A 16,960-nucleotide genomic window follows, 5' to 3' on the forward strand; every position below is an offset into this window, starting at 1 on the left:
GTCGTCATTCCCAACCAGAGTGCGGTGCTACTGGATTCCAGCATACGCGGGAATGACGATAAAGTCCTGTTTTAATTATCAGTTAATTAGCACTTAACAACCCCGCACTCAGTAACCGTAGGTTTCATGCCATCAGAAATTGCGCAGCTTAGATTTTAACTAATTGATTTTTTCAAAGCAGAATGTGTTCCTACACTGAAGCAAGGGAATGATCAATCAATTACCGCCCAACTGCGTAACTCCTGAGTTTTACAAAGAGATTAAATGACTGTTTTAATCTTGAATGATATGTACCTCAACATGAGAACGCACCAATATCTTTTGCATTCCTAAACGGGTACGCACGTTAATTAAAATAGGCCCAGCGATATTCGCATTAATACTCGCGCTATCGGCGTCCGGCGCCCGCTTTTTAGACAACATCAAAAACACCTGAATTTCATTCGGGTCTTCAGATTGCAATAACGCCTCCTCCTCATCCGTGAGATCAAGTGTGTAATTCACGCCATACACCGTTGGATCAACCAATGTGAATTGAATCTCCGGCGCCTCTACGGATTCCAACCAATACAGATTACTGTCCTGTTCTTCACTGTGAAATAAAACATACTGCTTATATTCCTCAAATCCGGGAATCCCTTCTGGAAAAGAAATGATTTTATCTGCTTCATGGGGAACATGGGCGGTATCGGTTGTCATATTGACTCTCCTTAAAAAGAATTGAGCTAGTATTCAAGCAGTTTACATTATTTGACGCGCCTGTTGTCATACGTTATCAATCACAGGCGCCATCGCATTCAACATGTGATCATATTAAAATTCCATACGGAACCCGCCTGTAATGGTGTAGTTATCGGTATCTTCACACCCCAATAACGTGTTGACAGCAACAAAACCAGAACGGCCTTGTGCGAATTGACCTGAAAGCCCTAATCCGAGATCAAAATAATTACGGTCAGGCTTTGCAGTCATAATTGGTAACGGCGTATTACTCACATCGTTTAATAAAGCGGCATCTAAACGCTGTTGGTCATTATCGAATTCATGCACCCAATCAACACTCATTTGTGGCACTAATACACCAGTACCAGTACTAATTGCCTTTGCCACCATCACGCCCAATTTAGACGTCAATGATGTATAAGTTTGATCGGTATAAGTCATTGCCAAACTACCACCCGGCGCATCGGGGTTTGACATGCGCTCTTGATAATCATCCACCGCATTTTTCAAATAATTAAAACTTAACTTTGGTGTCATGGTAAAAGCCTGCCGATCAATCGCATAACCGCCACCAATGCTGGCGTAAAATATTTTAGCATCCGGACTAGACTTGGCGATTTGATTCACAGTCACCATCGTATCATTCGCTGCAAGCGAATAAGCAATTTTGCGTTTTAAATCATAGTTGTTATTATTATAGCCAACAATTCCTTCAACAAAACCGCCATTATCCCAATAATAGGTACCATAACTCCCAATTCCCCAACCGTTACTATCCATCGTGCCTTTATCACGATTATAATCGGTACTACCCTGACTCATATTAGCAAGCAAACCCGTAATTAGATTGGGACTCAACCGATAATCAGCGCCCAGCGTTAGATACCAATCTTTTGTCGCATAACCCGTCGTATAATTATTGGCATCTTGGGTATTATTGGCATATTTCATATTCATAAAAGTACTGAATTTGCCGAATTGTTCATCGGCACTCGCGCCACCACCAGTTGCTTGTTTGAATAATAAACTGCTCTTAAATCCCGTTTCTACAGTCGCACCCGAACCGCGTGAGTCTGTCATGTGATCGGTGACTATTCCTGATCCAAGATTGACCTGTTGTATAGCGACATTGTTTTGCACCACAACTTGATCGGGAGTAATTGCTGCTAATGCTTGCGCAGCGGCGGCAGGATCAGTCACGCTACTATCAATAATCGCGCCGAGATCATCTCCTAATTGCGTCCCCTCATTCGCTTGATAAGCATCAACAACCGTGCTAGCCACACTATTCGTATTATCATTGCCCGTTGTATTAGCTATTTCTATCACTGGCTGACCACTGGCTGATACGCTGTTATCATCTTGTGCGACTGCAATGCGCTCTGTTGGATTGGTATTGACCAAATTACTCACCGCATCGAACGTATTACGCACTACCGCATTCCCGTCATTTGCCAACGCGAGCGTTGATACCCCGCCAAAAGCAAGCCCTAAAATAGCACTCGCCGCCGTTTTTTGACCCGTTTTCATTACATTTTATTCCTCATATTTCATTAAAATAAGACCAGTTATTTGGTCAAACTAGTCATCCATATATCGAGATCATCATCTAATAACCAATGGGTTTCGACCCAGCGTTTTAATTGCGCACCGTCAGCACGAGTAGTAGTTAAATCAAAAATACGCGCCCGCAATGCCGCCAACCACTGCGCCGGATCATTCGGCAACCGTTCAACTGGTGCGTGGCGATATGGTTCAATATCCGTACACACAACGGGGACGCCTAAAATCCCAAATTCGAGGAGGCGTAGTGCGCTTTTACAACGGTTAAAATCATGCAACACCAGTGGCGCAATTGCAACATCCAGCGCCAATGCTGCCAGTGTATGCGGATACTGAGCAAAGTCAACCATCGGCGTCACCGAGGTTGCGTAAGGCTGCAAGGCTGATGGGCAAAATCCCAAAAAATGCCATTCCACATCGGCACTTAGCTCGGCAACGACGGGCGCTAACCACGCTAAATCCGCCTCATGCTGCATCGCACCCGCCCAACCGATGCGTGGCTTGCGTTCACTTGCTGACAGCGCTGGATCATGTACTAATTTCCCGTCAAGACACCAGCGCGAGCGCCGTAGCCGATTTGGAATAATAAGAATATCAGCATGATACGCAGCATAGGCAGTAGCGAGCGCCTCGGTGCTAACCAGCAACCGATCACAGTGTACCAGTGCTTCATGCAAACGGCGTTCCATGTCTGGATAATTGGTCTGGCGAAACGGATTCCACGCGGGCAGGTCGGTGATGAGGTCATCCAGTGACAGTATCCGTAATGCCTCACTGTAGCGTGAATACAACGAAAGCGCATGGAGGTGCTGGTCATAGAGTGCATTATGTAACAGGATTGTGGTGGGTTCGAGACGTGCCAATTCAACCACATTTGGTGTACGCGCCGCCCGAGGTTCAGGGGTAAGCGTAGCGCACACCAGCCCATGCGTATGCAGCAATTGCAATGGATCAATCACCCGATAATGACCACTGCCAGCATAATCACCAGGAAATCCTAATACACGCGGGCGATTTTTATAAATCACTGGATCACACTGATGCACCAAATGTAATGCGGGTGTACAAGAAAATTCACGCAATGTTAATTGCGGATTATACCCAGGATCATGCGCCAGTTCATTCAACCAATGGTCATATAAGTGTGCCACTTCATTGGCAACTTCGGTTTCATTTAATGTGGTACGGCGCTGTTGATAAAAGCTCCCTTCATGGATTTCTACGATGGTTGCATGAGGAGTCCAAACATTTCTATAACCCGCCTGCGTGAGACGCAATCCCGCATCGAGTAAATACCACGCATTCGGAAATTGCTGTTCATTAAATCCTTTAATTGTATGAAATGCACTGCGCCGCAAAACAAAAAAACGGTCAGTCACGGTGACACAATTTTGCACACATAAATTGCGCTGTAAATAACCCGCTTGCCCTAATGTTTCGCCGGCGTGTAATTGACCTATAGCACCAAACGGCCAAAAACCCGCAATTGGATAGCCATGTACAATCGTGTTATTGGAATCAAGAATGCAGGGGGCTGCTAGTGCAACATCTGTCCGCGTTAATAATCCCCACAGAATGTTTAACGCATGGTGGGTATGAAATCTAATGCCATCGTGGGTAATACAAATGAATTCTGTGGTCGCGTGGTTAATTGCTTGATTTAATGCAGCAGCAACAGGATTTCCAGCTTGCACCCGCACCAATTGAATTGACACATCGCGTTTGCGCTGTTGTAATGCTGACCAAATTGAGCCAGCGCGTTGTCGAAAATCAAGCACGGTAACGGTAAAATGATTAGCAATAGAACGCACATTATCAATCGTTTCAGCGACTTGGGTGCCATCACCATTGGTTAAAATAATTAAAGTAAATGCGATGCGCCGCGGCCGCGCATAATCAATCCAAAAAATACCCGCAACGTCGGTTTGATGAATGGTGCCAGAGAGTTGTTGACGGTCTAAATGCGCGGCGAGCGCTTTTTTCATCGTCCCAGTCTCAATTGCTGTCGGTGATGATAATAGATGGCGGTCGTGACGATGATAAATAACGTGTGGAATATGACCAATACAATTTACCCCGTGTTTATCAATTAGTTTTAAACACAGATCATATAGCCCAGCGTGTGGATAAAAACGCAATCCACCTACCGCAATAAACGCATCACGCTGTATCAATGCACATTGACCAATGATGTTGTGTGAACGCAATAAATCTAAGTTACAATCTGGTTTAAATAATCCTTGATAGCGCCGCCCATCTTCGGCAATCATGTCTTCATCAAAATAGATAAACCGCCACGACAAAGTGTGTTGCAAATAGGCTGACCAAATCTGAATTGCATTTGGTGCGAGCCGATCACCACAGGGTAATAATGCTATCCAATGACGCCCCTGTTCAACAATCCAGTGATTCAAAACACGCGCAAGATCATGCGTGGCGGGTTGTTTTACCCAAATGATATTTTTAATTGGCTCTTCATCGGCGGTTAAGGGTAAATCAAAATGACTAATAATAATCACACGAGCGCCGGCTTGCGCGGCAGTTTTTAAACTCGCCAATGTTAAGTTTAATTCGTTATTTAGGCGCTCAGTTTCAATAATGACTAAATCAAACTGCGTTGCATCCACCGCGCCCAGCGGAGATGGATGTTTAATATTTAGTTCCAACCATTGCCGATAGGATGCCGTACCATATCCCTGTTGCCATTCACGCCAGTCTGGATCAATTGAGGTGAAAATTGTGTCAAGTAGCGGCGGGTTTAATTCGTTCAAATCAATTGCAATAGGCAATGGCAACGCGGGCGTTTTTATTAAATGACGATACAGTGCCGCGTAGTCAGCGATATTATTAGCTAAAGATTTAATTGGCGAAGTGGTGCGCAATTGACGCCGCACCTGCACTAACGCTGAATTGCGTGTCATCAATGACATAATACGCTGCGCCAGTGCCTCAGCTGTAATTGGTGTGACTAAAAAACCGGTGACTTCATCTTGAATACGTTCATTAATTGCGCCGACTGCAAAGGCAATGACAGGCACCCCTAATGATTGTAATTCTGCAACGGTTAAACAAAAGGTTTCTTCATAGATAGACGGGACAACCGCTAAATCAATTGCGGTGATTAATTGGCGCAACGTTGCGAGTGAATAACTGCCGCATACGGTAACGCCGGTTGCCGCCAATTGCGCCCGATAAGTTTCATTTGCGCCGCCGTGATGTTGAATATGGATGCGGTGATCTGAATCAAGTTGCCGCAATTTTTGAATGGCTTTAATTAATAAATCTGCACCTTTGCGGCGCGTCATGTTCGTAAAGACACCAATACGAAATTGTTTAGCAGTTTTATGGGAAACAGGTTTGCCAAGATGAGGAATGCCGTGTTCAATAACCTGTAATTTTTCGGTTAATTGATCGCCATAGACTTTAGCAAAACACTGTTTAACATACATCGAAGGCGCAACAATCACATCGCAACATGCAAACATTGCTTTAAGTTGTTGGTGACGCTGAGTTAAATAATCATCCAATTTTTCAGGCGTGATTAAAGGGCGAGTGTAATGCGTTAAACAGTTGCGGCACTTGGGATCATTTGCATTAGGTTGATGTTGACCACAACTGCGTCCACTTGGTAATAGTAAATCATAGACGGGACAAAATAGATAATAATCGTGTAATGATAAAACGACTTTAGCACCGAGGGTTTTGGCAATTAAAGGCAGTCTTAAAGTGCGCCAACCAATTAAATGTTGAAAATGAACAATTTGAACATGCCCGCCGCGAATGAGTTGCGCAAATATCTGCTCAGTTTCTGAATGTTGCAATGATGCGCTATGACCAAAAATGACTAATTCATCTTGCGCAATGTGTTTAGGGTATTTGAGAACCCGCACGAATTCATTATGCGCAACCGTTTCAAATGTTGTATAAGGATTGGTCACGACATCAGGAAATAATACGGTGACACGCCATTGATCGGCGATGCCATCAATAATGTGCCGGGAGTGCAATTCGGTACCGCCCAAACTGGCATAGGCATGTAATACTTGCAATAGATGCGGTGCGGAATCACCTTGATGATGACAAAGCGCTGTTTTAATTCGTTCTTGGGTGTCTAGCAGTGGATTGATTTGACAATAACACTGAATGAGCTGATTATAAAATGGCCAGCGCGTTTGCAATGTTTGCTCATTACGTTTTTTAATAGGCGCCATGCCGACAACGGTCGCAAAACTGCCTTCGCCGGCATGATAAACAAAACAGTCATCACAACAAGCGATTTCAAAACCTGCTTGCCATGTGCGTAAAGACAAATCGCATTCTTCACCATAACCTCGGTGAAATGCGGTATGTAAAAGCCCCACTTGTTTTAATACGGCGAACCGAATTAACATACAGAAACCCACTGCAACGGGTAAGCGTGGATAGCTGCGATTGGCGCATGTTTCTATTAACTGAGCAAAGCTGCTGATATCTAACCCGGTTGGCAATGGGTTATTGCGATTCATGTCAGGCACAGAGAGAATAGTGGCGTAATTAGACAATGGGCAAACGATACCAATTTTTGCATTAGAATTGGCACATGTGTATAATTTTTCTACCCAATGTGCGGTGACAATCGTGTCGGAATTCAGTACAATAACATCGCTAGTTGCGGCGGCTAATCCACGATTAACATTGCCGACAAAACCGAGGTTTTCTTGATGACTAATTAGTTTCAAACGTGCATCTTGTATTGTCTGTTGTTTCAACCAATCAAGCAAACACCAATCGGTACTCGCGTCATCTAATATTGTCACAGTGCAAAATGATGGGGCGGTCTTAAGAACGCTGGTAATACAGCGGCGCACCTGTGTGTCACCGTTATAAACTGGAATCAAAATTTCACAGTGGCGGCAATTTTTTTGATACATTGTGACTCGTTGCAAACTATAACAGTTTTATTCAAAAACCATCGAATTTTTCAATCACAATTGAACTAACATAGCCATTATTTTACTGCGCAATCATGTATTTAAAACTCACACTTTCCGATGTGCAAGCACAATTGCTCAACACCGATCCAACGATTGAGTTTCATTATCGTGGCGGCACCATTGGTCGTACCCGTGATAATGATTGGGTGCTTTCTGATCCCGAACGGGTTGTATCTAGTCATCATGCACGAGTCCTGTATTATCGCGGTAGCTATTATGTTGAAGATACGAGTGCTAATGGAACATTTTTGAATCAAACAGAAACAATTTTGCCGAAAGGCCGCCCGACAATATTGGCACATGGCGATACACTTTATATTAGCGATTATGCGATTCAAGTTGAATTACTAGAAGAATCGACGGTGACTGCAAAGCAATTACCACCATCAGAACCGTTGAAACGTGATGCGACAGAAGCAACAATTCCGTTGCCTGCGACTGAATCTTTATTCGATTTACCGCCATCGGCATTAGCAGTTACGCAGCCATTGCCCGCAACAACAATACCGCCACTGAATGAAAAAGTACAAGATATGCTGGCTGAAACAATGCCGCTCCCAGCAACAAATACACCGATTGATATATTAGCTGCAACCATGCCATCGCCGGGTGTGACGCCACCGATTATAGGCAATAAAATGGATGAATTGGCGGCAACGCTGCCATTACCAGTTATGCCAGCAAATCTCAATACAGTTGATCCATTAGCAGATACCATTCCATCATTAACACCATTCCCAGCTGCTGCTGTTTTAAATTCGCCAATGCTAAATGAACAGTTATTGACGGCGTTTTTTCAGGGATTAGGAATAACGCCGCCGGCAACTTTGACAGCCGCGGAAAGTACGGCATTATTCGAACAGTTGGGACGTTTATTTCGCTTGTTTACGCAGGGTATGATTGATGTTTTACAGGCGCGGGCAGCATTTAAAAGTCGCTTACGGGCAGCGCCCACGCTTATCAAACCCACCGAAAATAATCCATTAAAATTTTCACCAAATGCTGAACAGGCACTAAGTTGTTTTATTGAAAAACGCACCGGATTTTTGGATGCAGAAGCGGCATTTACTGAAGCATTTACTGACATTCAAAAACATGAACAGGCGGTGGTTTTAGCTATGCAAATTGCCATGATAGAATTATTACAGCAGGTCTCGCCTGCGACAGTGGAAACCGAACGACTGTCGAATAAACAAACCGCCCGCTTGTCATTTAATCATTCCCCCTGGGCATTTTATCAAAAATATCATGCCGCATTGCAGGCCAATCTGGAAAACGATTTTTATAAGTTCATCGGTCAAGAATTTGCGCGGGCGTATGAAGAAAAATTAAAGTAGTATCGAACGCTTAATCACCGAGAAGTTGTTGAACAGCAATCAAATCCTGTGGCGTATCCACTCCACGCCCAGGTTGTTCTATTGCCATGGCCACTTGAATACGTTCACCGTAATATAAAACGCGCAATTGTTCCAGTGCTTCCGCCTGCTCCAATGCCACTGGCGGCCATTTAACATAGCGCCGTAAAAAACCGGCGCGGTAAGCGTATAACCCAATATGACGCAAAAATTCTGTATTAATAGGTAATTGACTTGGCAGTGAACTTTGGTCAAATGAGTGAAAGGCATCACGTTGCCAGGGGATAGGAGCGCGTGAAAAATATAGCGCTTGTCCATGTGCATTGATAACAACTTTAACAACGTTACGATCAAATAGTTGCTGCGTATTTGCTAATGGATAGCACAGTGTGGCCATATTAACCTCTGAATGTTCTGCTAATATCGCTGCCACTTGATCAAGCAATGAAGGTGCTATACAAGGTTCGTCCCCTTGTAAATTGACAATTAACGTATCGTCTGCCCAACCGTATTGATCGCTGACTTCGGCAATACGGTCAGTGCCGCTACGATGATGCTTAGATGTCATTGCCACCTCTGCCCCAAATGCGCGACATGCAGTGGCTATACGCATATCATCAGTTGCAATAATAATGTGTTGGGCATGACTACGGCAGGCGCGTTCCCAGACATGTTGAATCATTGGCCGTCCGCTAATATAAATGAGTGGCTTACCCGGCAGGCGAGTAGCACCAAAGCGAGCGGGAATGACAACAATAAAACTGTGATTTAACATAATGGCAATAAGTGTCAGTTAAAAAATGAATGGTTGCTTTAATTGCGGTGCGTGAATATCATAGTTCAATCGCGCTCGTTTAATCAATACCGCACTCACAACTGGCGTGGCGGTGTTCAAATGTACTTATTTTAATCACGGAACCAACAACGATGTTACTCATTCCAGCAATAGACTTAAAAGACGGGATTTGTGTGCGACTGCGACAAGGTCGAATGAATGAAGAAACCCGTTTTAGTAATGATCCAGTGGCAATGGCCGGGCAATGGGTCATGCAAGGTGCACGGCGGTTACATTTAGTGGATTTGAATGGCGCCTTTGCCGGCAAGCCAGTAAATGCTGAGGTGATTCATGCTATTGCGAATGCATATCCATCATTACCTATTCAAGTTGGCGGCGGTATCCGCGATATAGACAGTATTGGTACTTATTTAGATGCCGGAGTGCAATGGTGTATTTTAGGTACACAAGCGATCATTGAACCAGGCTTTGTTGCCCAAGCCTGCCGCGCTTTCCCAGGACGTATTATTGTTGGTCTGGATGCGCGTGATGGTCAAATTGCAATTCGTGGTTGGGCAGAAATAACTGCCTATCAAGTTGGCGAATTAGCACGTCGTTTTGCTGCCGATGGTGTCGCCGCGATTATTTATACAGATATTGGCCGGGATGGCATGTTGACCGGCCCTAATATTCTTGCTACACAACAGCTTGCCGAAATAAGTGGAGTACCAATTATTGCCTCCGGTGGTATTACTGATTTGAATGATGTAAGCGCACTGGCTGCTATTGCTCACTGCGGCATCATTGGTGCTATTACGGGACAAGCGATTTATACTGGCAGTTTAGATTTCGCTGCCGGACAGCAATTAGCAGATGCGTTGGTAATGGGAGTCAATACATGAATCAACAGCAGCAGTGCGCCATCTTAACTCAATTAGCTGACGTCCTGGAAGCACGTCAATTAGCTGACCCTGACACTTCATACGTCGCTCGCCTGTATGCAAAAGGATTAGATGCCATTTTGAAAAAAATCGGTGAAGAAGCAACAGAAACAGTGATGGCTGCAAAAGACAATGATAATGATAAAATCATTTATGAAATCGCCGATCTATGGTTTCATTGCTTAATATTACTCGCAGCGCGTGGCTTACATCCTGATGCGGTTCTCATTGAATTGGAACGGCGGTTTGGTATGTCAGGCATTGCCGAAAAAGCGGCGCGTTCTCAATAATGTTGGCAGGCTATTTAGAACAAAAAATGCTGGTTAAACTGGCATCTGTTCTAAAATATAATTGAATAACAGATTTGCCGCCAAATCAGGTAGTGAATTAAATTTAACGGGATGAGCATCGTTCATCCCGTGTGAAAAACATATTTTGTTCTGCGTCATGCGTCATCACTCAACTGCGTCACTATTTAATCACTTCGTCCCAATCATTCCAGAGACGCAAGGAATTAAATACGCCGGATCCAAATTAAAACTCATTCCCCATATTCTGTCATTATTTGACGATTTAACTGTGCGCACGGTATTAGATGGTTTCTCTGGCACCACCCGCGTCTCACAAGCATTTGCACAATTAGGGTTGCAGGTCATTAGCAATGACATCTCCGAATGGTCCTATATTTTCGGCGTGTGTTATCTCAAAAATCGCAAACCGCCTGCCGCTTACACCGCGTTAATTGACCATCTTAATGCCGTACCGGGCTATGACGGTTGGTTCACAACTCATTACGGCGGCTATGATTATGCCGGCAATGCAACGCAATTAGACGGTAATAAAAAACCCTGGCAAATACACAATACGCGCAAAATTGACGGTATTCGTGATGAAATAGACGCATTAGGCTTACCTGAAATAGATCGCGCCGTTGCATTAACCAGTCTCATGTTGGCAATGGATGAAGTGGATAATACCCTCGGTCACTTTACGTCTTATTTACGGCAATGGTCGCCGCGATCTTATCGCAGTCTTCAACTCAAAATTCCGCGTGTATTTATCAATAACCAAGACAACATCGTATTAAAAGAAGACATCTTTGATACCATTCAACACGCGCAAGTAGATTTTGCGTACTTCGATCCGCCCTACGGCTCCAATAATGAAAAAATGCCGCCTTCACGGGTGCGTTATGCAGCCTATTATCATTTATGGACAACCGTTTGCAAGCATGATAAACCGGCAGTATTTGGCGCGGCATTGCGCCGTCAAGATAGCAGCGATCAATTAGCGCCTAGCGTGTTTGAAGCGTTTCGCAGCAGTGAAACTGGACAGTCAATTGCCGTCGCTGCTATTGAAAATTTAATTAAAACCGTGACAGCGCGCTATGTTGCGCTCTCCTATAGTTCTGGCGGTAAAGCCAATGCAGTTGAGCTAGATGCAATCCTAAATCGTCATGGTAAGCGTATTAAAACGATGATGGTTGATTATAAGAAAAATGTCATGGCTGACATGAAATCAACGCAGGCGTGGCTCAATGCAGTTGACCAGCCACATCGGGAATTTATTTTTCTGTTGGATAAGCACGCATAAAAATGACTGCTTGCTAAACAACTTGTGCTGCTAATTCGTCGCATTGGTATTAGCAAGTGATCTAATCGTGACAAATAGCACCGCACCATTTTATTTAATTTTCAGTAATAAAATCGCGCCGCGTTGATACAAAACTTCCAATTGTTCTGCTGAATAACGCGCTCGCAATCGCGCCGCACGATCAATGCGCGTTAATACAATATCACCCCGCTGGGGCGGGCGATCTGGCGTTATTGCTTGACGATAAACGCTAAAACTTGGCTGGCTTATTCGATAACTGACTACTGGTGCATTTAATTGCCGCGCAAATAATGCTGCGTCTTTAATTGGCGCTTGCAAAGTAGAGAGAACCGCGGGCAATACCAAACCAGAGACTACCCCCAATTGAATCACGCCGATTAATAAGAGTCGCTGCCAAACTGAGAACTGAATTGCAAAAAACAGCGCAATGACTGCAACTAACGCCGCGAAAGTTCCTAAATGATATTGCCAATTAAACACCGATTGTCCTTCCACCAGCACGGCATGAGTGTACAGATGCGCTGTCGTGAGTGCGGCCAATGGGTACATGAGAAATGGCAAAACGAAAAAAATACTAAATAGAATTAACGCGGGCATAAACGCCAACCAACGGTTAATCGGCAATTCCCGATAACGCGCAATTAAAATGCACAGCGGTGTCATGCCATACACCAAATAATGCGGCAATTTAGTATTGGCAAATGAAAATAAAATAAATACGGTTAAAAACCACAAGATCATAAAACGGTTAAATGAATCTGCCCAAAGTTGTCGCCACTCAGTGAACATTCTAAATATAACACCGGCAAATGGTAGCGTAATGAGCGGCAACATCACCAAATAATATCCGACAAATCCCTGATGACCGTGAATGACGCCTTCAAAGCGTTCTAAATTATGATGTAAGAAAAAACTGCGAAAAAATCCCGCGCCGTCGTCGAAATAAATTGCTAAATACCAGGGTAATGTGATGAGTAAAAATACTAGCCAAGCGCGGGGCGCTACAATTGCATTAAACCAAAGCCGCAGCGTGTTATTAGAGAGTGAAAATAACAGCGTGGTTAATAGCGGTAGTATGATTGCTACCGGCCCCTTCGTTAAAAAACCCAACCCTAGCCAAATATAAATCCGTATCAATAATGCTTGGCGGCGCGTCTCGGTTGTTGCACAGTAATAGCGGTAGCAATCAAAAAATGTTAATACTAACCACAGATTAAGCAGTGCATCCGCCACCGCCGCTTTACCAATTAAACCAATTTCTAATGATAAAACTAATGCAAATCCAGCCGCCGCCGCCGTCGCTTGATTGAATTGCTGACGCACGAATAACCAGACGGCCAATACCCATAAGGTGGCGGCAATTGCCGATGGTAAGCGGAATGCAAACTCATTTAATCCTAAACTAATAACCGCTGCTGCTTGCAACCAATAAATTAAAACCGGTTTATCATAACGCGGCTCGCCATCACAGTGTGGCGTAATGAAATTGCCACTTGCCAACATTTCACGGGTCGCCTCGGTAAAGGCGCCTTCATCTAAATCGTATAATGGCGGCGTGCCGAGTTGCCAAAAAAATGCCAGCCATACGATGAATAGCAATGCCCAAGTTGATGTGAAAATGCGTGTCATAAAAATTAACATTAAGATTAAATAATTGCCAATAAATCCAACAGTTTTTAATCAATAGCAGCATTTATTATGTTGATTCATCATTTACCCACCAACAATCAACACCACTCGTCTATTCAATACGCACTCTTGCATGGCTTTACTGGTTTAGGGCGCGATTGGGAATTATGTTGGCCAAATGAAACAGACGCATTTGCATTGGATTTACCCGGACATGGCACGGCGGTCGATCCCGTTGGTCATTTCAACGATGCAATTAACAAACTATTAATCGCATTACCCGCCTCGGTGACGCATTTAATTGGCTATTCACTTGGCGGGCGATTAGCATTGGCATTAATGGCAATGGCACCACAGCGGTTTAATCATTTAACGATCATTGCGGCGCATCCCGGATTAGAAACGACAATTGCGTGTAATGAACGTCGCCATGCCGATCAGCAATGGATTGATTGCCTGCGTTATCAAGGTATTCAGGCATTTGTCACAGCGTGGGAACAGCAGCCGTTATTCGCCAGTCAATTGCATTTACCGGCTGCCGTACTCACACAACAACGCCAACAACGTTTGCAACAGCGCGCAGAAGGATTAGCGCAGTGTTTAGACTGTTTTGGTTTGGCTAATATGCCGAACACTTGGCCGCAATTAACACAATTCACCGGTCAATTGCATTGGATCACGGGTGCTAATGATGCAAAATTTAGCACCATTGCTGCGCGTATTAAACAATTGCGCCCAGCAACACACTGGCATTGTTTCAATCACTGCGGTCATAATCCATTATTAGAAGCGCCAGATCAATTGCGCAAAACTTTGACAAACATCATTGCTGCTAATTGATCTGTCGTTCAACTATCGGTGGCTTTGTTTAAAGCGGAATTGGAGCAGGTGCAATGTTCCAAATGCGTTCGCAGTATTCTTTAATTGCACGATCCGATGAGAACTTGCCAATACGCGCCACATTCAAAATTGCCATGCGATTCCAGGATGCTGGATTACGAAACGCCTGATCTACGGTTTTTTGACAGTCAACATAAGCACGAAAATCAGCTAATACCATAAAAGGATCGTGATAAATTAGGTTATCAGTTAAAGGTTGAAACAATTCAGTATCGCCGTGTGAAAACAGCCCCGAGTGAATCAAATCAATAATTGATTTAATTTCAATATCGCCATTGTATAGAGCGCGAGGATCATAGCCGGCTGCTTGGCGTTGTTGCACTTCTTCTGCGGTCATGCCGAATAAAAAGAAATTGTCCGCGCCAACTTCTTCTCTAATTTCAACATTCGCGCCGTCCAATGTGCCAATTGTCAGGGCGCCGTTCATTGAAAATTTCATATTACCAGTGCCGGATGCTTCTTTGCCGGCTAATGAAATTTGCTCGGATAAATCGGCGGCGGGATACAATCGCTGCCCATTTTTCACGCTAAAATCGGGCATAAATAACACCCGCAAATGACCATTGACTTGCGGGTCATGATTAATGACTTCTCCCACCGCGTTAATGAGTTTAATCATCAATTTGGCAAGAAAATAGCCCGGCGCGGCTTTGCCCCCGAAAATGAAAGTACGGGGTGTTATATCCGCATGAGGATCATTTTTTAAGCGTTGATAAAGCGAAATGATGTGCAATATATTCAAATGTTGACGCTTGTATTCGTGAATCCGTTTGGCTTGCACATCAAATAAACTTTCCGGGTCGGCTAAACAACCAGTTTGCTGCCCTAACCAATTAGACAGGTCACGTTTATTCGCCGTTTTAATGTCGCGCCATACTTCTTGTAAGGCGGCATCATCGGCATAGTCTTCTAATGCACGCAGGGTTTCTAATTCGCGTATCCAGCGATCATGGCCAATGGTTTTGGTAATTAACCTCGTTAAACGCGGATTAGCAACCACCATAAAGCGGCGCGGAGTCACGCCATTGGTGATATTATGAAATCGCTCCGGCCACAGGTCATTAAAATCGCGCATGACCGTTGTTTTTAATAAATTGCTGTGCAATTCAGCCACGCCATTGATCGCACAACTACCGACGGCAGCTAAATGTGCCATGCGCAAGCGCCGCCCGCCATCTTCATCAATTAACGACATGCACCGCACGCGGGTTTCATCCGCAAAAAAATGAATGCGTACTTCATCAAGAAACCGTTGGTTAATCCCGTAAATGATTTCCAAATGGCGTGGTAATAACCGCTCGAATAAATCAATCGGCCAGGTTTCTAATGCTTCGGGCAGTAGCGTGTGATTGGTGAAATGACAACTTTGCTGGGTGATGTGCCACGCTTGTTCCCAGGGCATTCTGTATTCGTCCATTAATAACCGCATCAATTCAGCAATGGCTAACGACGGATGCGTATCATTTAATTGAATGGCGAATTTTTCGTGGAATTGATCTAATGAACCGGCAATGCCTAATTGCAAACGAATCATGTCTTGCAATGAACAGGAGACAAAAAAGAATTGTTGTTTTAAGCGCAATTCTTTTCCAACGCCCGGTTCATCATTCGGGTATAGCACTTTAGAAATGGTTTCTGCTTCAATTTTGGCATGGACGGCGCCGTAATAATTACCGACGTTAAAGGCTTGAAAATCAAAGGATTCTGGCGCTTCTGATTTCCACAATCTTAATAAATTGACGTTGCCAACGCCATAACCCATGATTGGTGTGTCATAGGCAACGCCATTGACAACTAAATCCGGCACCCAGCGACGGCGCATTTCACCATGATCATCGCGGTATTGTTCAACCCGCCCGCCAAAGCCAACCGGGAATACAATTTTCGGCCGTGGTATTTCCCAGGGATTGCCATTGCGCAGCCAAGTATCGCCCTTTTCAACTTGCCAACCATCCACAATCATTTGGTCAAAAATACCGAATTCATAGCGAATGCCGTAGCCAATGGTGGGGATTTGCAAAGTGGCTAATGAATCCATAAAACAGGCGGCGAGGCGGCCTAATCCACCATTGCCCAAGCCGGGTTCTTCTTCGGTTTCAATCAATTCATCAAAATCCAGATTTAATTCATCACCAGCGGCGCGGGCGGTGTCGGTAATGCCAAGATTTAACATGTTATTGGCCAATTGCGGCCCAATTAAAAACTCGGCGGATAAATACGCGACGGTGCGGGAATTATGTTCTTTAAATGTGCGGGCGGATTTTAACCAGCGTTCTAATAATCGGTCGCGCACAGTAAATGCCGCCGCCATGTATAAATCATTTCGCGTGGCGACTTCACGAAAACGCCCTTGAATATAAAACAGGTTGTCATTAAAGGCTTTTTGCAATGCGTGTTTGGATAAACCGGTACGAATGCGCTCGTGTTTGGGGCGATTATCATCCGCCGGTTTGATAGTACAGGTGGTGTCAGTAGGTGTAGTCATGG

General features: G+C 44.3%; 11 protein-coding genes. 5 read left to right on the forward strand and 6 right to left on the reverse strand.

Annotation, left to right across the window (positions count from 1 at the left end):
- Positions 1-273: 273 nt before the first annotated feature.
- The 3 genes from fliW to HUK38_RS03400 all read right to left on the reverse strand — a co-directional run bounded on the left by fliW (position 274) and on the right by HUK38_RS03400 (position 7,196).
- Positions 274-699, reverse strand: a complete 426-nt coding sequence (gene fliW, locus HUK38_RS03390) for a flagellar assembly protein FliW (RefSeq protein ID WP_182582476.1) — start codon at positions 697-699, stop codon at positions 274-276.
- 114 nt (positions 700-813) lie between these two features.
- On the reverse strand, positions 814-2,253 hold the full coding sequence (locus HUK38_RS03395) for an autotransporter outer membrane beta-barrel domain-containing protein (RefSeq protein ID WP_182582477.1): 1,440 nt from the start codon (positions 2,251-2,253) through the stop codon (positions 814-816).
- Positions 2,254-2,291: 38 nt separating this feature from the next.
- Entirely contained in the window at positions 2,292-7,196 is a 4,905-nt protein-coding gene (locus tag HUK38_RS03400; RefSeq protein WP_182582480.1) for a glycosyltransferase, read from the reverse strand.
- Between the two features lie 95 nt (positions 7,197-7,291).
- On the opposite strand from HUK38_RS03400, the gene tagH reads away from it, so the two are divergent.
- Entirely contained in the window at positions 7,292-8,596 is a 1,305-nt protein-coding gene (gene tagH, locus HUK38_RS03405; protein WP_182582482.1) for a type VI secretion system-associated FHA domain protein TagH, read from the forward strand.
- 10 nt (positions 8,597-8,606) lie between these two features.
- Here tagH and kdsB read toward each other — a convergent pair whose 3' ends face one another.
- Positions 8,607-9,389: a 3-deoxy-manno-octulosonate cytidylyltransferase gene (kdsB, locus tag HUK38_RS03410; RefSeq protein WP_182582484.1), complete on the reverse strand. Its 783-nt coding sequence runs from the start codon at positions 9,387-9,389 to the stop codon at positions 8,607-8,609.
- A 152-nt stretch (positions 9,390-9,541) separates the two neighbouring features.
- On the opposite strand from kdsB, the gene hisA reads away from it, so the two are divergent.
- The 3 genes from hisA to HUK38_RS03425 all read left to right on the forward strand — a co-directional run bounded on the left by hisA (position 9,542) and on the right by HUK38_RS03425 (position 11,923).
- A complete protein-coding gene (gene hisA / locus HUK38_RS03415; RefSeq protein ID WP_182582486.1) occupies positions 9,542-10,291 on the forward strand; it encodes a 1-(5-phosphoribosyl)-5-[(5-phosphoribosylamino)methylideneamino]imidazole-4-carboxamide isomerase in 750 nt (249 codons plus the stop codon).
- Positions 10,288-10,620 (forward strand): phosphoribosyl-ATP diphosphatase, encoded by a 333-nt coding sequence (locus tag HUK38_RS03420; protein ID WP_182582488.1) that lies wholly within the window; start codon positions 10,288-10,290, stop codon positions 10,618-10,620. The genes hisA and HUK38_RS03420 overlap by 4 nt, the downstream gene beginning before the upstream one ends.
- A gap of 157 nt (positions 10,621-10,777) precedes the next feature.
- A complete protein-coding gene (locus HUK38_RS03425) occupies positions 10,778-11,923 on the forward strand; it encodes a DNA adenine methylase (protein ID WP_182582490.1) in 1,146 nt (381 codons plus the stop codon).
- Positions 11,924-12,013: 90 nt separating this feature from the next.
- On the opposite strand, the gene HUK38_RS03430 is transcribed toward HUK38_RS03425, so the two are convergent.
- Positions 12,014-13,573 carry an ArnT family glycosyltransferase gene (locus tag HUK38_RS03430; protein WP_238787425.1) on the reverse strand — a complete coding sequence of 520 codons (1,560 nt, stop codon included), beginning with the start codon at positions 13,571-13,573 and terminating at the stop codon, positions 12,014-12,016.
- A 69-nt stretch (positions 13,574-13,642) separates the two neighbouring features.
- Here HUK38_RS03430 and HUK38_RS03435 point away from each other — a divergent pair, with 69 nt between their 5' ends.
- On the forward strand, positions 13,643-14,413 hold the full coding sequence (locus HUK38_RS03435; protein WP_182582494.1) for an alpha/beta fold hydrolase: 771 nt from the start codon (positions 13,643-13,645) through the stop codon (positions 14,411-14,413).
- Between the two features lie 28 nt (positions 14,414-14,441).
- Here HUK38_RS03435 and HUK38_RS03440 read toward each other — a convergent pair whose 3' ends face one another.
- Positions 14,442-16,958, reverse strand: a complete 2,517-nt coding sequence (locus HUK38_RS03440; protein ID WP_182582496.1) for a glycogen/starch/alpha-glucan phosphorylase — start codon at positions 16,956-16,958, stop codon at positions 14,442-14,444.
- Between the last annotated feature and the right edge of the window lie 2 nt (positions 16,959-16,960).

The organism is Thiospirillum jenense (assembly GCF_014145225.1).
GTDB classification, from domain to species: Bacteria; Pseudomonadota; Gammaproteobacteria; order Chromatiales; family Chromatiaceae; genus Thiospirillum; species Thiospirillum jenense.

Bases quoted from the DNA above. Each gene is read 5' to 3' on its own strand.
- kdsB (WP_182582484.1), bottom strand. From the start codon at position 9,389: ATGTTAAATCACAGTTTTATTGTTGTCATTCCCGCTCGCTTTGGTGCT.
- tagH (WP_182582482.1), top strand. From the start codon at position 7,292: ATGTATTTAAAACTCACACTTTCCGATGTGCAAGCACAATTGCTCAAC.
- fliW (WP_182582476.1), bottom strand. From the start codon at position 699: ATGACAACCGATACCGCCCATGTTCCCCATGAAGCAGATAAAATCATT.
- HUK38_RS03430 (WP_238787425.1), bottom strand. From the start codon at position 13,573: ATGACACGCATTTTCACATCAACTTGGGCATTGCTATTCATCGTATGG.
- HUK38_RS03425 (WP_182582490.1), top strand. From the start codon at position 10,778: ATGCGTCATCACTCAACTGCGTCACTATTTAATCACTTCGTCCCAATC.
- hisA (WP_182582486.1), top strand. From the start codon at position 9,542: ATGTTACTCATTCCAGCAATAGACTTAAAAGACGGGATTTGTGTGCGA.
- HUK38_RS03420 (WP_182582488.1), top strand. From the start codon at position 10,288: ATGAATCAACAGCAGCAGTGCGCCATCTTAACTCAATTAGCTGACGTC.
- HUK38_RS03400 (WP_182582480.1), bottom strand. From the start codon at position 7,196: ATGTATCAAAAAAATTGCCGCCACTGTGAAATTTTGATTCCAGTTTAT.
- HUK38_RS03435 (WP_182582494.1), top strand. From the start codon at position 13,643: ATGTTGATTCATCATTTACCCACCAACAATCAACACCACTCGTCTATT.
- HUK38_RS03395 (WP_182582477.1), bottom strand. From the start codon at position 2,253: ATGAAAACGGGTCAAAAAACGGCGGCGAGTGCTATTTTAGGGCTTGCT.
- HUK38_RS03440 (WP_182582496.1), bottom strand. From the start codon at position 16,958: ATGACTACACCTACTGACACCACCTGTACTATCAAACCGGCGGATGAT.